Here is a 14637-nt window from a genome sequence, read left to right on the forward strand (position 1 = left end):
AGGCCCGGCTCCCCTCGAACGGGGGTGCCGGGCCTCACCTGTGGCCTACCGACGTGTGAACGTCAGTGGGAGTGGCCGTGACCGTGGCCCGCGTCGGCCGGCTCCTCTTCCTTCTTCTCGACGACCAGGGTCTCGGTCGTGAGGAGGAGGGAGGCGATGGAGGCGGCGTTCTCCAGGGCGGAGCGGGTGACCTTGACCGGGTCGATGACGCCCTGCTTGACCAGGTCGCCGTACTCGCCGGTGGCGGCGTTGAAGCCCTGGCCCTTGTCCAGCTCGGCGACCTTGGAGGTGATGACGTAGCCCTCCAGGCCGGCGTTCTCCGCGATCCAGCGCAGCGGCTCGACGGCGGCCTTGCGGACGACGGCGACACCCGTGGCCTCGTCGCCGGTCTTGCCGAGGTTGCCCTCGAGGATCTTCACGGCGTGGACGAGCGCGGAGCCACCACCGGAGACGATGCCCTCCTCGACCGCGGCGCGGGTCGCGGAGATGGCGTCCTCCAGACGGTGCTTCTTCTCCTTCAGCTCCACCTCGGTGGCGGCGCCGACCTTGATGACGCACACGCCGCCGGCCAGCTTCGCGAGGCGCTCCTGGAGCTTCTCGCGGTCCCAGTCGGAGTCCGTGTTCTCGATCTCGGCCTTGATCTGGGCGACTCGGCCCTGAACGGCACCGGAGTCACCGGCACCGTCGACGAGCGTGGTGTCGTCCTTGGTGATGGTGACGCGGCGGGCGGAGCCGAGCACGTCCAGGCCGACCTGGTCGAGCTTGAGGCCGACCTCCTCGGAGATGACCTCGGCGCCGGTCAGCGTCGCCATGTCCTGCAGCATCGCCTTGCGACGGTCGCCGAAGCCGGGGGCCTTGACGGCGACCGCGTTGAAGGTGCCGCGGATCTTGTTCACGACCAGGGTCGACAGGGCCTCGCCCTCGACGTCCTCGGCGATGATCAGCAGCGGCCGGGAGGAGTTGGTCTGGATGACCTTCTCCAGCAGCGGCAGCAGGTCCTGGATGGAGCTGATCTTGCCCTGGTGGATGAGGATGTACGGGTCGTCGAGGACGGCCTCCATACGCTCCTGGTCCGTGACGAAGTACGGCGACAGGTAGCCCTTGTCGAAGGCCATGCCCTCGGTGAAGTCCAGCTCCAGACCGAAGGTGTTGGACTCCTCGACGGTGATGACACCGTCCTTGCCGACCTTGTCCATCGCCTCGGCGATGAGCTCGCCGACCTGAGTGTCCTGGGCGGACAGACCGGCGACGGCGGCGATGTCGGACTTCTCGTCGATGGGGCGGGCGGTCGCGAGGAGCTCCTCGGACACGGCCTTGACCGCGGCGTCGATGCCCTTCTTCAGGGCGGCCGGGGAGGCACCCGCGGCGACGTTGCGCAGGCCCTCGCGGACGAGCGCCTGGGCCAGCACGGTGGCGGTGGTCGTACCGTCACCCGCTACGTCGTTGGTCTTGGTCGCCACCTCCTTCACCAGCTGGACGCCGAGGTTCTCGTACGGGTCCTCGACCTCGACCTCACGGGCGATGGTCACACCGTCGTTGGTGATGGTGGGGGCGCCGAACTTCTTGTCGATGACGACGTTGCGGCCGCGGGGGCCGATCGTCACCTTGACCGTGTCGGCAAGCTTGTTGACGCCGCGCTCGAGGGCGCGACGGGCGTCCTCGTCGAACTTCAGGATCTTCGCCATGGGAGCGGTTCAGCCCTCTCGGAAAACGTGGGTGAAACGAACTGCGCCCCGAACGCCCGGCTTCATAAGGTCGCGGGGGCCCGGGGCGCAGCTCACATGCAATGTGCTTCCGTGGAAGCGGGTGCAGGATTTCCGGGGTGACCCCCGGAGCCCCTTACTTCTCGATGATCGCGAGGACGTCGCGAGCCGAGAGGACGAGGTACTCCTCGCCGTTGTACTTCACTTCGGTGCCGCCGTACTTGCTGTACAGCACGATGTCGCCGGTCTTGACGTCGAGCGGCAGGCGCTCGCCGTTCTCGAAGCGGCCCGGGCCCACGGCCAGGACGACGCCCTCCTGGGGCTTCTCCTTGGCGGTGTCCGGGATGACCAGGCCAGAGGCGGTGGTCTGCTCGGCGTCGAGCGGCTGGACCACAATGCGGTCCTCGAGCGGCTTGATGGCAACCTTGGAGCTGGTGGTCGTCACGATCCGACCTCCCCCTTCGGAGATCTCACGGGGTTAACTGTCTGAGGTGGCGACCAGGTGGATCCGTCGTCGCGGGTGCCGGACCTGCCCGTCGCTAGTTGGCACTCTCCAGGGGGGAGTGCCAGACCTGAGACTATGACCGCGATTAGCACTCGGTCAAGCGGACTGCTAATCGCGTGAGTCGCGGCGAGTCGTCGCGCGGCCGATCGCGAAGGCGTCGCGCGGGGGTGTCGGACGTCGGGCGCACCCGAGGGCGAGTGCTCAGAGATAGTCCTCCAGGCGGCCCACCGTCAGGCCCTGCTCCTGGATCCGGCGCAGCAGCCGCGTCGTCATCTCCGTGAGTGTGGAGCCCTTCAGCTGGTCCGGGCCCCGGAACTGGGCCAGGACGATGTCGCCGGGGCGGAGGCGGTCGCCGACGGCGTAGCGGAGGTCGTTGATCTGTATGGACGCGCGCCACAGGACGACGGCCGTGATGCCGCAGTCGGCGGCGGCGCGGAGCGTGGCGGTGTCGTAGACGCCGTAGGGCGGGCGGAAGAGGGTCGGCCGGACGCCGAAGAGCCGCTTCAGCTTGTTCTGCTGGCCGCAGATCTCGGCGCGCTGTCCGGCGTACGGCAGGCCGCGCAGGGCGGTGTGGTCGAGCGTGTGGTTCTGCACGGTCGCGCCGACGGCCCGCAGCCGCGCGAAGTGGCCGTATCCCGGCCCCACGACACTGTCCGTCAGGAACATGCTCACCGGCAGCCGCAGCTCACGCACCATGTCGACGAACCTCGGGTCCTTCTCGGCCCCGTCGTCGTACGTCAGGAAGACCACCTTGTCCCGGGTCGGAACGCGGTCGACGACGGGCGGCAGTCCGGGCCCGGACGCGCGGGGCTTCGACGGCCTGTCGGGACGATCGGGCGCGGGGGCGAGGGGGGTGGCGAGGCCCCAGCGGCGGTGTGGGGGCGGGGGGAGGGCGCGGGCGGTGCCGTCGGCGGGGCGGGCCCGCTCGGGGTGATCGGGGGCGCATCCGGCGACGGGCAGCACGGCGAGGGCCGCGAGAGCGGCGAGGGCGGCCAGGGCGCGGGCCGCCGAGGTACGGGCCGCCGGAACCCGCGCCCCCCGGCGTGCGTCGACCCGTGCCCCCCGGCGTGCGTCACGCCGCGCCCTCCGCCGTCCCCGCGCTTCACCCCTCCCGTGCGCCCAGCGCCCCGCGGCGGCCCTCACAGGTAGTCCTCCAGCCTCGCCACCGCGTAGCCCTCGGCGGTGGCCAGGTTCAGGAAGCGGCGGACCATGTCGGGCATGGAGCCGTTCCAGTCGGACTCGCCCCGGAAGTGGCTGAGGACGATGTCGCCGGGGCGGAGTTCGCGGTCCCCTTCGCGGTAGTCCCAGCGGTCGACGAAGACCTCCTCGTTCCAGAGGGGGACGGCCTTGACGCCGCAGGCCTTGGCGGCGCGGAGGGTGTCCCGGTCGTAACTCCCGTACGGCGGCCGGAAGAGCGTGGGCCGCTTGCCGTACCGCTTCTCGATCACGTCCTGCATGCCGCAGATCTCGTGCTTCTGGGCGGCGTAGGAGAGCGCGGGCAGGTGGCGGTGGTGGAGGGTGTGGTTGTTGAGGACCACGCCACGGTCCCGCATCCGAGCGAAGTAGCCGTAGTCCTCCTTGACCAGGTAGTCGCTGAGGAAGGCGGTGTACGGGATCTTCAGCTCGCTCGTCATCCGCAGGAACGCGGGGTCCTTCTCGGCGCCGTCGTCGATGGTGAGGAAGACCACCTTGTGGCGGGTGGGGACGGTCGTGAAGACCGGGGGGAGTCCGTCCTGCTCGTGGCGGTCGACCTCGAATCCCTTACGCGTCCTGAGCACCGGCTTCTCCTCCGGAGGCGCGGGCGCGAGCAGCGGCACCTCGGCCAGCCCCCAGCGCTTCGCGGCGGCGACCCGCGCGGCGTGCGCCCGGCGCAGGTTCCCGGCGTACGCGTCGAGGGCACGGGCGCCGGGCGCGTCGAGGAGCCGCTGACCGCCTTCCTGGCCGTGGACCGGCTCCTCGGTGCCCCGCCGCTCTTCGGATCCCCTCTCCGACGCCTCCTCGGCGCCACCCCCAGCACACCCGGACACGATGACCGCGGCGGCGAGCACGGCGACGCCGCACCGGACACCGCCGCTCCCTCTCCAGAAACTCGCCCGCTTCGCACTCTTTCCATCATTTTGTCGTACGAGTCGCATGGCGCCACATCCTCGCAGGGGAGCCCCGGCCCACGGCCCCGACACCGCCACCCGGCCCCCACCGTCCACCGACTGGCCCACGCCCCCTCCCCCTGACCGACAATGGCCCGGTGAACGCCCTGGACCCCGACGTCTTCCTCGCCCCTCTGCTCACCCCCGAGGGCCGCGCCCTCCTCGACGAGGTGCGCGACACCGAACCGGCGCGGGAACTGGCCGTGGCGACCCGGCTGCGCCGCGACCACCCGGCGGCCCTCGTGTCGGCGGCCCTGGCCCAGGCGCGGCTGCGCCAGCGGGCGGCGGCGAAGTTCGGCGCGGCGGACGCGGGGCGGATGTTCTTCACGCCGAACGGCGTCGAACAGTCGACCAGGACGACCGTGGCGACCTACCGGGCCGAGTGCTTCCGGGCGATGGGCGTGCGGTCGGTCGCCGATCTGTGCTGCGGGATCGGCGGGGACGCGGTCGCGATGGCGCGCGCCGGGATCCGCGTGCTGGCCGTCGACCACGACCCGCTGACGGCGGCGGTGGCCCGCGCCAACGCCGACGCGCTCGGCCTCGCCGAGCTGATCGAGGTGCGCGAGGCGGATGTGACCGAGGTGGACACGGCCGGGTACGACGCCGTGTTCGTCGACCCGGCCCGGCGGTCCTCCGGGCGCGGCCGGATCTTCGACCCGGAGGCCTACTCCCCGCCCCTGTCCTGGGCGGTGTCGGCCGCGCTGAAGGCCCCCCTCGGCGCGCTGAAGATCGCGCCAGGCATCCCGCACGAGGCGATCCCCCCGGCGGCCGAGGCCGAGTGGATCTCGGACGGCGGGGACGTGAAGGAGGCCGTGCTGTGGTTCCGCGAGAACGGGACACCGGGGGCACGGAGCGCGATGCTGCTGCCCGCGGAGGCCGGCATCCGGGCCACCCCCGACACCATGCTGCCCGACCCGCCGGTCCGCCCGGTCGGCCGGTATCTGTACGAGCCCGACGGCGCCGTCATCCGCGCCCACCTGGTCGCCGAGGTCGCCGAGGACCTGGAGGGCGCTCTGATCGACCCCACGATCGCCTACATCACCGCCGACGAACACCACGTCACCCCGTACGCCACCGCCTACGAGATCACCGACCGGCTCCCCTTCGGCGTCAAGAAGCTGAAGGCCCTGCTCCGGGAACGCGAGGTCGGCATCCTGACCGTGAAGAAGCGGGGGTCCGCCGTCGAGCCGGAGGAACTGCGCAGGAAGGTCAAGCCTCAGGGCCGCAACTCGGCGACGGTCTTCCTGACCCGCGTCGCGGGAGCCCCGACGATGCTGATCGGGCACCCGGTCTAGCGCCGCCTGCCCCCTGGTCTCACTCCCCCTCCTCCGCCCTCGCCAGCAGCAACGCCCGCTCCCGCTCGTTCCGCGCCAGCCCGGCCGCCCGTACGAACTCGGCGCGGGCCTCCTGCGTACGGCCCAACCGGCGCAGCAGATCCCCCCGCACGCTGGGCAGCAAGTGGTAGTCGCGGAGGGCGGGTTCGGCGGCGAGGCCGTCCACGATCTCCAGGGCGGGGCCCGGACCCTCGGCCATGGAGACGGCGACCGCGCGGTTCAGCTCCACCACGGGGGACGGGGCTCGGGCGGCCAGCAGGGCGTACAGGGTGGCGATCTTCGGCCAGTCCGTCTCCTCATAGGCGTACGCCTGTGCGTGGCAGGCGGCGATGGCGGCCTGGAGGGCGTACGGGCCCGGGGCGCCCGTCGCGCAGGCGGTGGCGCGGCCGAGGGCGGTGAAGCCCCGGGCGACGAGGAGGCGGTTCCAGCGGCGGCGGTCCTGGTCCTTCAGCAGGACCGGTTCGCCGGTCGGGCCCGTGCGGGCGGCGGCCCGTGACCCCTGGAGCTCCAACAGGGCCACCAGGCCGTGCACCTCGGGTTCCTTGGGCATCAACTGGGCCAGCACGCGCCCCAGTCGGAGCGCGTCCTCGCACAGGGCGGGGCGCAGCAGGTCGTCGCCGGCGGTGGCCGCGTACCCCTCGTTGAAGACCAGGTAGATGACCTCGAGGACGGAGTCGAGGCGGGCCTCGCGGTCGGGGCCGTACGGCACCTCGAAGGCGACGTTCCTCGTCGCGAGCGTGCGCTTGGCACGGACGACGCGCTGGGCGATCGTCGTCTCGGGGGCCAGGAAGGCGCGGGCGATCTCGGGCGTGGTCAGGCCGCCGAGGAGGCGGAGGGTGAGGGCGATGCGGGCCTCGGCGGAGAGCACGGGGTGGCAGGCCGTGAAGACGAGGCGGAGCAGGTCGTCGTCGATGTCGTCCGGGTCGGACGGCTGATCGAGATACGGCCCCGCCGCCTCCAGATCCCGGCCCACCTCCGCGAGCTTGCGCGCGTACCGCTCCCGGCGGCGCACGAGGTCGATCGCCCGGTGCTTGGCCGTGGCCGTCAGCCAGGCGCCCGGGTTGTCCGGCACCCCGTCCCTCGGCCACTGCTCCAGCGCCGCCACCAGCGCGTCCTGAGCCAGCTCCTCGGCGATCCCGACGTCCCGCACGATCCGCGCGACCCCGGCGATGAGCCGGGGCGACTCCATGCGGAAGACTGTTTCGATGGCCGTGCCGGAGTCGGTGGCCGTACCGGTTGCGATGGCCGTGCCCGAGTCGGGTGCGGGGTCTGCTGCGGGAGCGGGATCTGATGCCGGGGTGGGCTGTGGGGTCACAGCCCACCATCAGACACCCGGAGCGCGCCCCCGGCCAAGCAGGCTCAGCCCTCCATGATCTCCCGCACCTCGCACGTCACCGTCCAGTGCTCCTCGTGCACCTTCAGGAACCGCTTGGTCCACTCGATCGCCTCGGCCATGTCCTTGGCCTGGACGATGGCGTACCCGCCCACGACCTCCTTGGACTCGGTGAACGGCCCGTCGGTGACGGAGATCTTCCCGCCTTCCCAGTGCACCCGCGTGCCCTGCGCGGTCGGCGTCAGCCCGGCGGTGTCCAGCAGCACCCCGGCCTTCGTCATCTCCTCGATCAGATCCCCCATCCGCTGCATCAGCTCGGGGCTCGGGCCCTCGGCGGGCGCGGTCGTCTCGTCGATCCGGACCATCGACAGATAGCGCGGCATGGTGACTCCAGGTGCGTCGGCGGCCGGGGCTTCTCCCCGACTCTCACCCATGCGTCGAACGGCCGCACCCCGGATCGACACGGTCGCCGGATTTCTGGGAGAAGTTTTTCGCCGCTACTTCAGCGACTCCCACAGCTCGCTCGCCTCCGGCTCGTCCGCCACCACCCGGTTGCTGTCGTAGGGGGCCGTGCCCACCGGCATCATCACGGTCTTCGTGCCGTCCGAGGACAGGCCCTTCAGGCTCCGGCCCAGCCTCATCAGTTCGGTCAGGGAGTCGAGGCCGGTGTCCGTCGTCAGGCTGCCGGTGACCGCGTCGGCGGCCTTGTAGAGCTGGGCGGGGTCGGTGAGGAGGTCGGTCGAGGAGATCTGGTCCAGCAGGGCCTTCACCAGCTTCTGCTGGAGGCCGATGCGGCCGAGGTCGCTGCCGTCGCCGATGCCGTGGCGGGTGCGGGACAGGGCCAGGGCCTGCTCGCCGTCGAGGTGGTGGGTGCCGGCCTCCAGCTTCAGGTGCGAATCGTCGTCGTCGATGTCCTCGTCCACCGTGACCGTGACACCGCCGAGCGCGTCGACGAGCTTCGCGAAGCCGGAGAAGTCGATCTCGACGTAGTGGTCCATGCGGACGTCCGTCATCGACTCGACGGTCTTGACCGCGCAGATCGGGCCGCCGACCGCGTACGCGCTGTTGAACATCACGTTGTACGCCACCGTCGTCGAACCGCCCGACTCCAGCGGGCAGGACGGGCGGGTGACCAGGGTGTCGCGGGGGATGCTGACGACCGTCGCCTCGGTGCGGCCCTCGTCGATGTGGACGACCATCGCCGTGTCGGATCGGGCGCCCGAGTCCTCACCGCCGCCCCCCAGTTCGGCGTTCTCCTTGCCACTGCGGGAGTCGGAGCCGAGGACGAGGATGTTCAGCGCGCCGCTCGGCAGGATTTCGGCGGTGGCCGACGCCTCGGGCGACGCCGTCGCCTGGATCTTCGCGGGGCGGTTGTCACCGAGCGCGCTGTTGATGTCGACGCTCTTGATGTTGTCGTTCAGCCGCCAGAACGCCCAGCCCGCCCCGCTCGCCCCGAGTACGAGGACGCCGGCGAGCGCGAACCCGGCGATTTTCAGCCGCCGCCGTCTGCCCGCGCCCCCGTTGTCGTCCCCGCACGCGTTTCCTTCACCAGTCACACGAATGAACGTACGTCCGAATTGTTACGGCGAGAAATAACCTGCGGGCTTTCCTTCGGAAATTCTCAGACTTCTCAGCCCATCGTCACGTTCGGGACCGGATTGCTCCCGCTCCAGGTGCCGTTGAAGCCGAAGCTCACCGAGCCACCGCTCGACACGCCGCCGTTCCAGGAGGCGTTGGCACAGCTGACGGTCGTACCGGTCTGGGTGCAGGTCGCGTTCCAGGCCTGGCCGACCTGCTGTCCGGCACCGAACGTCCAGCCGACCCGCCAGGAGGAGAGCGAGGACCCGGCGGCACAACGGATCGTCACATTGCCGGTGAAGCCGGTGTTCCACTGGCTGGCGACGCTGTACACCGCCGAGCAGCCGGCCGGGACCGGCGGCTCGGTCACCGTGCCGCCGAGCGCAGTCACGATGCCGTGGTAGGCGGGTTTCGGTGCGTAGTTCTCGTCGTACGGGGTCGCCGCGCCCTGCCCCGGGAAGGTGTCCGGGATCCAGGAGTCGGAGTCGGTGAAGCCCCAGACGGTGACGGCGGTGCAGCGGGTCACGGCCACGCAGGCCTTCACCACGGCGTCGTACTCGGTGCGCTGCTGGGCCAGCTTGGCCTCGGTGGCCGGAAGCTGCATCCGGATGTCGAGTTCCGTGATGGCGACGTCCACGCCCAGGTCGGCGAAGCGCTGGATGTTCTGCTGGAGGGTGGACGGGACCTGACCGAGGATCAGATGCGCCTGGAGGCCGACCCCGTCGATCGGGACGCCGCGTGCCTTCAGGTCCCTGACCAGGTTGTAGAGGGCCGTGCTCTTGGCGTTGACGCCCTCGACGTTGTAGTCGTTGATGTAGAGCTTGGCGGCCGGGTCGGCGGCGCGGGCGGCGGTGAGCGCCTGAGCGATGTAGTCGGCGCCGAGGCCGTTGTACCAGAGGGTCTGGCGGTAGGTGCCGTCCTCGTTGAAGGGTTCGTTCACGACGTCCCAGGCGGCCAACCGGCCTTTGTAGCGGCCGACTTCGAGCGCGATGTGGTCGTTCATCAGCTGACTGAGCTGCGCCGGCGTCCACGTGCCGTTCGCCAGCCAGCTCGGGTTCTGGCTGTGCCAGACCAGGGTGTGTCCGCGTACGTCCTGGTCGTGGGCCTCGGCGAAGTCGACGATCTGGTCGGCCTCGGTCCAGTTGAAGGTTCCGCGGGTGGGCTCGACGGAGCCCCACTTCATGGCGTTGCCGGGGGTGAGCCAGTTGAACTCCCGGCCCGCGATCTCACCGTAGGTGCCGGTGAGCTTGGAGCCGGTCACCGCGGTGCCGATGCCCTTGCCCTTGGCGGCGGCGAGGTCACGCAGGGGCGGGTCGGCCGCATGGGCGGCGGGGGCGGCGACGAGCAGGGCGGCGAGGGCGGCCACGCCGGTGAACAGGCGAGCGAGACGTGAACGCAGGGGGGATCTGGAGGTTCTCATTGCGGGGGCCTCCGAAAGTTTCGGTTGTGCAACCGATTGACTGCGGAGGAGTGTGGAGGGGGTTGCCTCACCCGTCAATACATCAACTTCCGGCCATGTGCGTCGCCGGCGGCGCCCGACCGTGCCGGACACCCGTCCGCCGGGTTCGGTCCGGGGCCGACTGCCGCCTCCCCGTGGCTTACCGCACCCACGCGGCGGAGCCGCACGTCGGTACGGCCCCGCGCCCCTAGAGTGGCGCGGCCGGCGGCGCCCCCGTACTGCTCCGCACCACCAGGCTCGTCGCCAGCTCCACCCTGGTCGCCGCCGAGGAACCCTCCTGGCGTCCGAGGTCGAGCACCAGCCGGGCCGCCGCCTCGGCCATCTCCATCAGCGGCTGCCGTACGGTCGTCAGCGGCGGCCCCACCCAGCGGGCCACCGGCAGGTCGTCGAAGCCGACCACGCTCAGGTCCTCCGGGATGCGCAGGCCCAGTTCGCGGGCGGCCTCGTAGAGGCCGAGCGCCTGGAGGTCGTTGCCGGCGAAGACGGCCGTGGGGCGGTCGGGGCGGCGCAGCAGCTCCAGGCCCAGCCGGTAGCCGGTCTCGTGGTGGAAGTCGCCCGCCCTGAGCAGGCCCGGGTCGACCGGCAGCCCGGCGGTCTCCAGCGCGGCCCGGTAGCCGTCGACCCGGGCGCGGCTGCACATCATCCGCGAGGGCCCGCTGATGGCGCCGATGCGCCGGTGGCCGAGTTCGATCAGATGGCGGGTGGCGGCCAGGCCGCCCTGCCAGTTGGTGGCACCGATCGAGGGCACGTCGTCGCCGGGGTCGCCGGCCGGGTCCATCACCACGAACGGGATGGACCTGCTGGTCAGCAACGCGCGCTGGGACTCGTCGAGCCCGGACAGGACGAGGACGACACCGTGCGGGCGGCGCGCGGCGACCTGGTCGGCCCAGGTGCGGCCGGGGGTGAGCCGGCCCGCGCTCTCGGAGAGGACGACGCTCAGGCCCTCCTGCCGCGCGGTGTTCTCGACGCCCCGGATGACCTCCATCGCCCAGGCGCTCTCCAGCTCGTGGAAGACCAGGTCGATGAGGGGGGAGCGGGTCGCCTCGGCGCGCCGGCGGCGGTAGCCGTACGCGCGCAGCAGATCCTCGACGCGGGTGCGGGTCGCGGGTGCGACGTCCGCACGGCCGTTGAGCACCTTCGAAACAGTCGGAGCCGAGACGCCGGCCTGACGGGCGATCTCGGCGAGCGTCGCGGTCTGCGTGGACTGCGGCGTACGCGCTCTTGTCTGGGTTTCCTCTGGCTTCGCGGGCTTCATGAGCGGGATCGTATCCCTGCGCGACCTCTTGACGAACCCTTTCGACGGCCATACGTTCCCGGAACATTCGAAGTGCCATCCGAAACATTCGTACGTCCGAACATTCGTGAAGGGTGCTGTCATGGAGTCGAGTAGAGGTCAGGTCACCGGCGGCGGCGCGGGCGGCCGGCCGTTCAGCAGGCGCTGGTTCCTCGGCGCCGGTTCCGCCTCGTTGCTCACCGCGGGACTCGGCACCGGCCTCACCGCCTGCGGCTCCGGCGGCGGAGCGGGCGGCGGGGACGGCAAGACGCTCACCGCGTTCGTTTACGGCGACGACGCGGTGAAGGTCCAGCAGGCGGGCGTCGACCGGTTCAACAAGTCGGCCGCGGCGAAGAAGGCCGGCGGCACCATCAAGCTGCAGAAGGTCCCCGGCTCCGACTACTCCCCCAAGCTCCGCACGGCGATGGGCTCCCCCAGCGCCCCGGACGTCTTCTTCAACTGGGGCGGCGGCTCGATCAAGCCGTACGAGGAGGCGGGCAAGCTCGTCGACCTCACCGACATCATCGAGGGCGACCCGGTCCTGAAGGACGGCTTCCTGCCCTCGGTCCTCGCCGCCGGCGATCTCAAGAGCCGCCACTACGGCATCCCGATGCGCGGCATGCAGCCGGTGATCCTCTTCTACAACAAGGCCGTCTTCGCCGAGCACAAGCTGCAACCGCCCACCACCTGGGACCAGCTGCTCGACAACAACGTCAAGCTCAAGAAGGCGAAGATCACCCCCTTCGCCCTCGGCGGCTCCGACGTCTGGCCCGAGCTGATGTGGCTGGAGTACCTGGTCGACCGTATCGGCGGCCCCGAGGTCTTCAAGCGCATCCAGGACGGCGACGCCGAGGGCTGGGGCGACCCCACGGTCCTCAAGGCCGCCGAGCTGGTCAAGGAACTCATCGACGACGGCGCCTTCGGCTCCAAGTTCACCTCGGTGTCGTACGTCAACGGCGGCGCCCCCGCGGTCTTCGCGCGCGGCAAGGCCGCCATGCACCTGATGGGCTCCTGGGAGTACTCCACACAGCTCGGGAAATTCCCGGACTTCGCCAAGGCGGACCTGGGCTGGGCCCCCTTCCCGACCGTCGAGGGCGGCACGGGCGACGTTCGCAACGTCGTCGGCAACCCCACCAACTACTGGTCCGTCAACGCCCGCACGAAGAACAAGGACCTGGCGGTCGGCTTCCTGAAGGACTGCGCCTCCCAGGCGTACGCGCAGGCCCTGGTCGACAACGGCGACGTCCCGACCACCTCGAACGCGGCCGACCTCCTCACGTCCGCGCCCAACCCCGAGTACGCGAAGTTCCAGTACGACATGGTGCAGAAGGCCCCCGCGTTCACGCTCTCCTGGGACCAGGCGCTCGGCGACGGCCTCGGCACCAAGATGCACACGGAGATAGGCAAGCTGTTCGCGGGCCAGTCCTCGCCGAGCGACTTCGTGACGGCGTGCAAGGGCCTGAAATGACCGTCACGGTCGAGAAGACCCCGACGGCGCGGAAGGGGCCGGCGCACCACGCGAGCCGCACCGGCCGCCCGCACGCCGCCTGGGCCCTCCCCGGCGTCCTCTTCTTCACCTTCTTCGCGGTCGTCCCGATGGCCCTGGCCCTCTATCTCTCCTTCACCAGCTGGGACGGCCTCGGCGACCCGCGGCCGGTGGGCCTCGACAACTGGCGCAAGCTCCTCGACGACCCCCGGATGGCGCAGTCCCTGTGGCTGACCGTCGTCCTGACGGTCGCCAGCTGGGTCTTCCAGACGGTCGTCGCCCTGCTGCTCGGCGTCTGGGCGGCGGGCCGCCAGCGCAACCGCGCGATCCTCTCCGCGGTCTTCTTCGTCCCGTTCCTGCTCTCCTCCACCGCCATCGCGATCCTCTTCTACGCCCTCCTCGACCCGAACTTCGGCATCATCCAGAAGGACACCCTGGGCTCGCAGAGCGGCGCGTTCCTCGCGATCGTCTTCGTCGGCGGCTGGCAGTTCATCCCCTTCCACACCCTGATCTACCAGGGCGGGGCCCGCCAGATCCCCGACGTCCTCTACCAGGCCGCCGCCATCGACGGTGCCGGCCGCTACCGCCAGTTCTTCTCGATCACGCTCCCGCAGCTGCGCCACACGATCACCACGTCCACGGTCCTGATGGTCGTCGGCTCCCTGACGTACTTCGAGACGGTCCTGATCCTCACCAAGGGCGGCCCCGGCACGGACACCGCGATCCTGCCCTACCTGATGTACGAGGCGGGCTTCAAGACGTACGACTTCGGCTACGCGAGCGCCATCGCGTCCTTCCTGGTCATCGCCGCGACGGGCCTCTCGCTCATCCTGGTCCGGCTGACGGGATTCGGCGCCATGCGCAGCACCCGCGAAGGGATGTGACGGGCCGGAATGTCACACGACACGTTGGCGCGCCCCACGAAGACCGACGAGCCCTCGCGCGAGCGCGTGACCGCCTCGCGCCGCCGACGCCACTGGACCAGACGACCCAACCCGGTAGCGGGCCTGGGCGCGTTCATCTGGCTGGTCATCGTCCTGATCCCGATCTACGCGATGCTGTCGGCCTCCCTCACGGGCGCCGACAAGGCCCTGACGGGCAACCCCCTCAAACCCCCCTCGGACCCGACCCTCGACAACTACAACACCGTCCTCACCACCGGCTTCGGCCACCTGCTGAGCAACACGGCGATCGTCGCGGTATCGGTCGTGGGCATCGTCCTGGCCCTGTCCATCCCGCTCGCCTACGTCACCGTCCGCACCCGCGACCGCTGGTCGAACGCGGCCTTCCGCCTCTTCCTCCTGGGCGTGGCGATCCCGGCGCAGGCGGTGGTGGTCCCGTTGTATTTGCTGATCGCGAAACTCGACCTCTACGACACCCTCCTGGCCGTCATCCTCCCGACGGCCGCCTTCGCGATGCCGGTCTCGGTCCTGGTCCTGGTGGGCACACTCCGGGACGTCTCCGAAGACCTGTACGAGGCGATGGCGCTGGACGGCGCGTCCCCGCTCCGGATGCTCTTCCAGCTGACGATCCCGCTGGCCAAGGGCGGCATCAGCACGGTCGTCATCTTCTCCGCGCTCCAGGCCTGGAACGGCTTCCTCTTCCCGCTGATCTTCACCCAGTCCGACGAGCCGCGCGTCCTCACCCTCGGACTCTTCAACTACGTCAGCCAGTTCGGCATCAACATCCCCGCCCTGCTCGCCTCGGTCGTCCTCTCCGGCATCCCGATCTTCGCCGTGTACCTGGTGGCGCGACGGGCGCTGGTGGGCGGATTGATGGGGGTGGGAGGCAAGTGAGACCTCACCACATCGTTGCCACT

13 protein-coding genes are annotated in these 14637 nt (G+C 70.6%); 4 read left to right on the forward strand and 9 right to left on the reverse strand.

What is annotated here, in order from left to right; translation table 11 throughout:
- Positions 1-62: 62 nt before the first annotated feature.
- From groL to OG622_RS19485, 4 genes are all read right to left on the reverse strand, one after another.
- Positions 63-1685: a chaperonin GroEL gene (gene groL / locus OG622_RS19470; protein ID WP_371577626.1), complete on the reverse strand. Its 1623-nt coding sequence runs from the start codon at positions 1683-1685 to the stop codon at positions 63-65.
- Between the two features lie 154 nt (positions 1686-1839).
- Positions 1840-2148 (reverse strand): co-chaperone GroES, encoded by a 309-nt coding sequence (groES, locus tag OG622_RS19475; protein WP_003998759.1) that lies wholly within the window; start codon positions 2146-2148, stop codon positions 1840-1842.
- 261 nt (positions 2149-2409) lie between these two features.
- On the reverse strand, positions 2410-3204 hold the full coding sequence (locus OG622_RS19480) for a polysaccharide deacetylase family protein (RefSeq protein ID WP_371584148.1): 795 nt from the start codon (positions 3202-3204) through the stop codon (positions 2410-2412).
- 143 nt (positions 3205-3347) lie between these two features.
- Positions 3348-4343, reverse strand: a complete 996-nt coding sequence (locus OG622_RS19485) for a polysaccharide deacetylase family protein (protein ID WP_371577628.1) — start codon at positions 4341-4343, stop codon at positions 3348-3350.
- A 110-nt stretch (positions 4344-4453) separates the two neighbouring features.
- On the opposite strand from OG622_RS19485, the gene OG622_RS19490 reads away from it, so the two are divergent.
- Positions 4454-5650 (forward strand): methyltransferase domain-containing protein, encoded by a 1197-nt coding sequence (locus OG622_RS19490; protein WP_371577630.1) that lies wholly within the window; start codon positions 4454-4456, stop codon positions 5648-5650.
- A gap of 19 nt (positions 5651-5669) precedes the next feature.
- Here the strand turns inward: OG622_RS19490 and OG622_RS19495 are convergent, their stop codons facing one another.
- The 5 genes from OG622_RS19495 to OG622_RS19515 form a co-directional block, all read right to left on the reverse strand.
- Positions 5670-7004 (reverse strand): RNA polymerase sigma factor, encoded by a 1335-nt coding sequence (locus tag OG622_RS19495; protein WP_371577631.1) that lies wholly within the window; start codon positions 7002-7004, stop codon positions 5670-5672.
- A 44-nt stretch (positions 7005-7048) separates the two neighbouring features.
- Positions 7049-7405, reverse strand: coding sequence for a YciI family protein (locus OG622_RS19500; RefSeq protein ID WP_371577633.1), 357 nt, complete (start codon positions 7403-7405; stop codon positions 7049-7051).
- A 114-nt stretch (positions 7406-7519) separates the two neighbouring features.
- A complete protein-coding gene (locus OG622_RS19505; protein ID WP_371584149.1) occupies positions 7520-8584 on the reverse strand; it encodes an LCP family protein in 1065 nt (354 codons plus the stop codon).
- Positions 8585-8652: 68 nt separating this feature from the next.
- Entirely contained in the window at positions 8653-10020 is a 1368-nt protein-coding gene (locus OG622_RS19510) for an endo-1,4-beta-xylanase (RefSeq protein ID WP_371577635.1), read from the reverse strand.
- A gap of 226 nt (positions 10021-10246) precedes the next feature.
- A complete protein-coding gene (locus OG622_RS19515; RefSeq protein ID WP_371577637.1) occupies positions 10247-11314 on the reverse strand; it encodes a LacI family DNA-binding transcriptional regulator in 1068 nt (355 codons plus the stop codon).
- Between the two features lie 121 nt (positions 11315-11435).
- On the opposite strand from OG622_RS19515, the gene OG622_RS19520 reads away from it, so the two are divergent.
- Genes OG622_RS19520 through OG622_RS19530 form a run of 3 tightly spaced genes read left to right on the forward strand, consistent with a single transcriptional unit; the run spans position 11436 to position 14614 of the window.
- Entirely contained in the window at positions 11436-12800 is a 1365-nt protein-coding gene (locus tag OG622_RS19520) for an ABC transporter substrate-binding protein (RefSeq protein WP_371577639.1), read from the forward strand.
- The gene (locus OG622_RS19525) at positions 12797-13702 is read left to right on the forward strand and encodes a carbohydrate ABC transporter permease (RefSeq protein ID WP_371577640.1); all 906 of its coding nucleotides are present in this window, start codon (positions 12797-12799) and stop codon (positions 13700-13702) included. Before OG622_RS19520 ends, OG622_RS19525 begins: the two co-directional genes overlap by 4 nt.
- Positions 13703-13711: 9 nt before the next feature.
- Positions 13712-14614 (forward strand): carbohydrate ABC transporter permease, encoded by a 903-nt coding sequence (locus OG622_RS19530; RefSeq protein ID WP_371577642.1) that lies wholly within the window; start codon positions 13712-13714, stop codon positions 14612-14614.
- The last annotated feature ends 23 nt before the right edge of the window (positions 14615-14637 follow it).

Origin of the sequence: Streptomyces sp. NBC_01314 (assembly GCF_041435215.1) — a bacterium.
GTDB lineage: Bacteria > Actinomycetota > Actinomycetes > Streptomycetales > Streptomycetaceae > Streptomyces.

What these genes read in the sequence shown, in the direction of transcription:
- groL (WP_371577626.1), bottom strand. Translation starts at nt 1,685, where the DNA reads ATGGCGAAGATCCTGAAGTTCGACGAGGACGCCCGTCGCGCCCTCGAG.
- OG622_RS19485 (WP_371577628.1), bottom strand. Translation starts at nt 4,343, where the DNA reads ATGCGACTCGTACGACAAAATGATGGAAAGAGTGCGAAGCGGGCGAGT.
- OG622_RS19500 (WP_371577633.1), bottom strand. Translation starts at nt 7,405, where the DNA reads ATGCCGCGCTATCTGTCGATGGTCCGGATCGACGAGACGACCGCGCCC.
- OG622_RS19510 (WP_371577635.1), bottom strand. Translation starts at nt 10,020, where the DNA reads ATGAGAACCTCCAGATCCCCCCTGCGTTCACGTCTCGCTCGCCTGTTC.
- OG622_RS19515 (WP_371577637.1), bottom strand. Translation starts at nt 11,314, where the DNA reads ATGAAGCCCGCGAAGCCAGAGGAAACCCAGACAAGAGCGCGTACGCCG.
- OG622_RS19520 (WP_371577639.1), top strand. Translation starts at nt 11,436, where the DNA reads ATGGAGTCGAGTAGAGGTCAGGTCACCGGCGGCGGCGCGGGCGGCCGG.
- OG622_RS19525 (WP_371577640.1), top strand. Translation starts at nt 12,797, where the DNA reads ATGACCGTCACGGTCGAGAAGACCCCGACGGCGCGGAAGGGGCCGGCG.
- OG622_RS19530 (WP_371577642.1), top strand. Translation starts at nt 13,712, where the DNA reads ATGTCACACGACACGTTGGCGCGCCCCACGAAGACCGACGAGCCCTCG.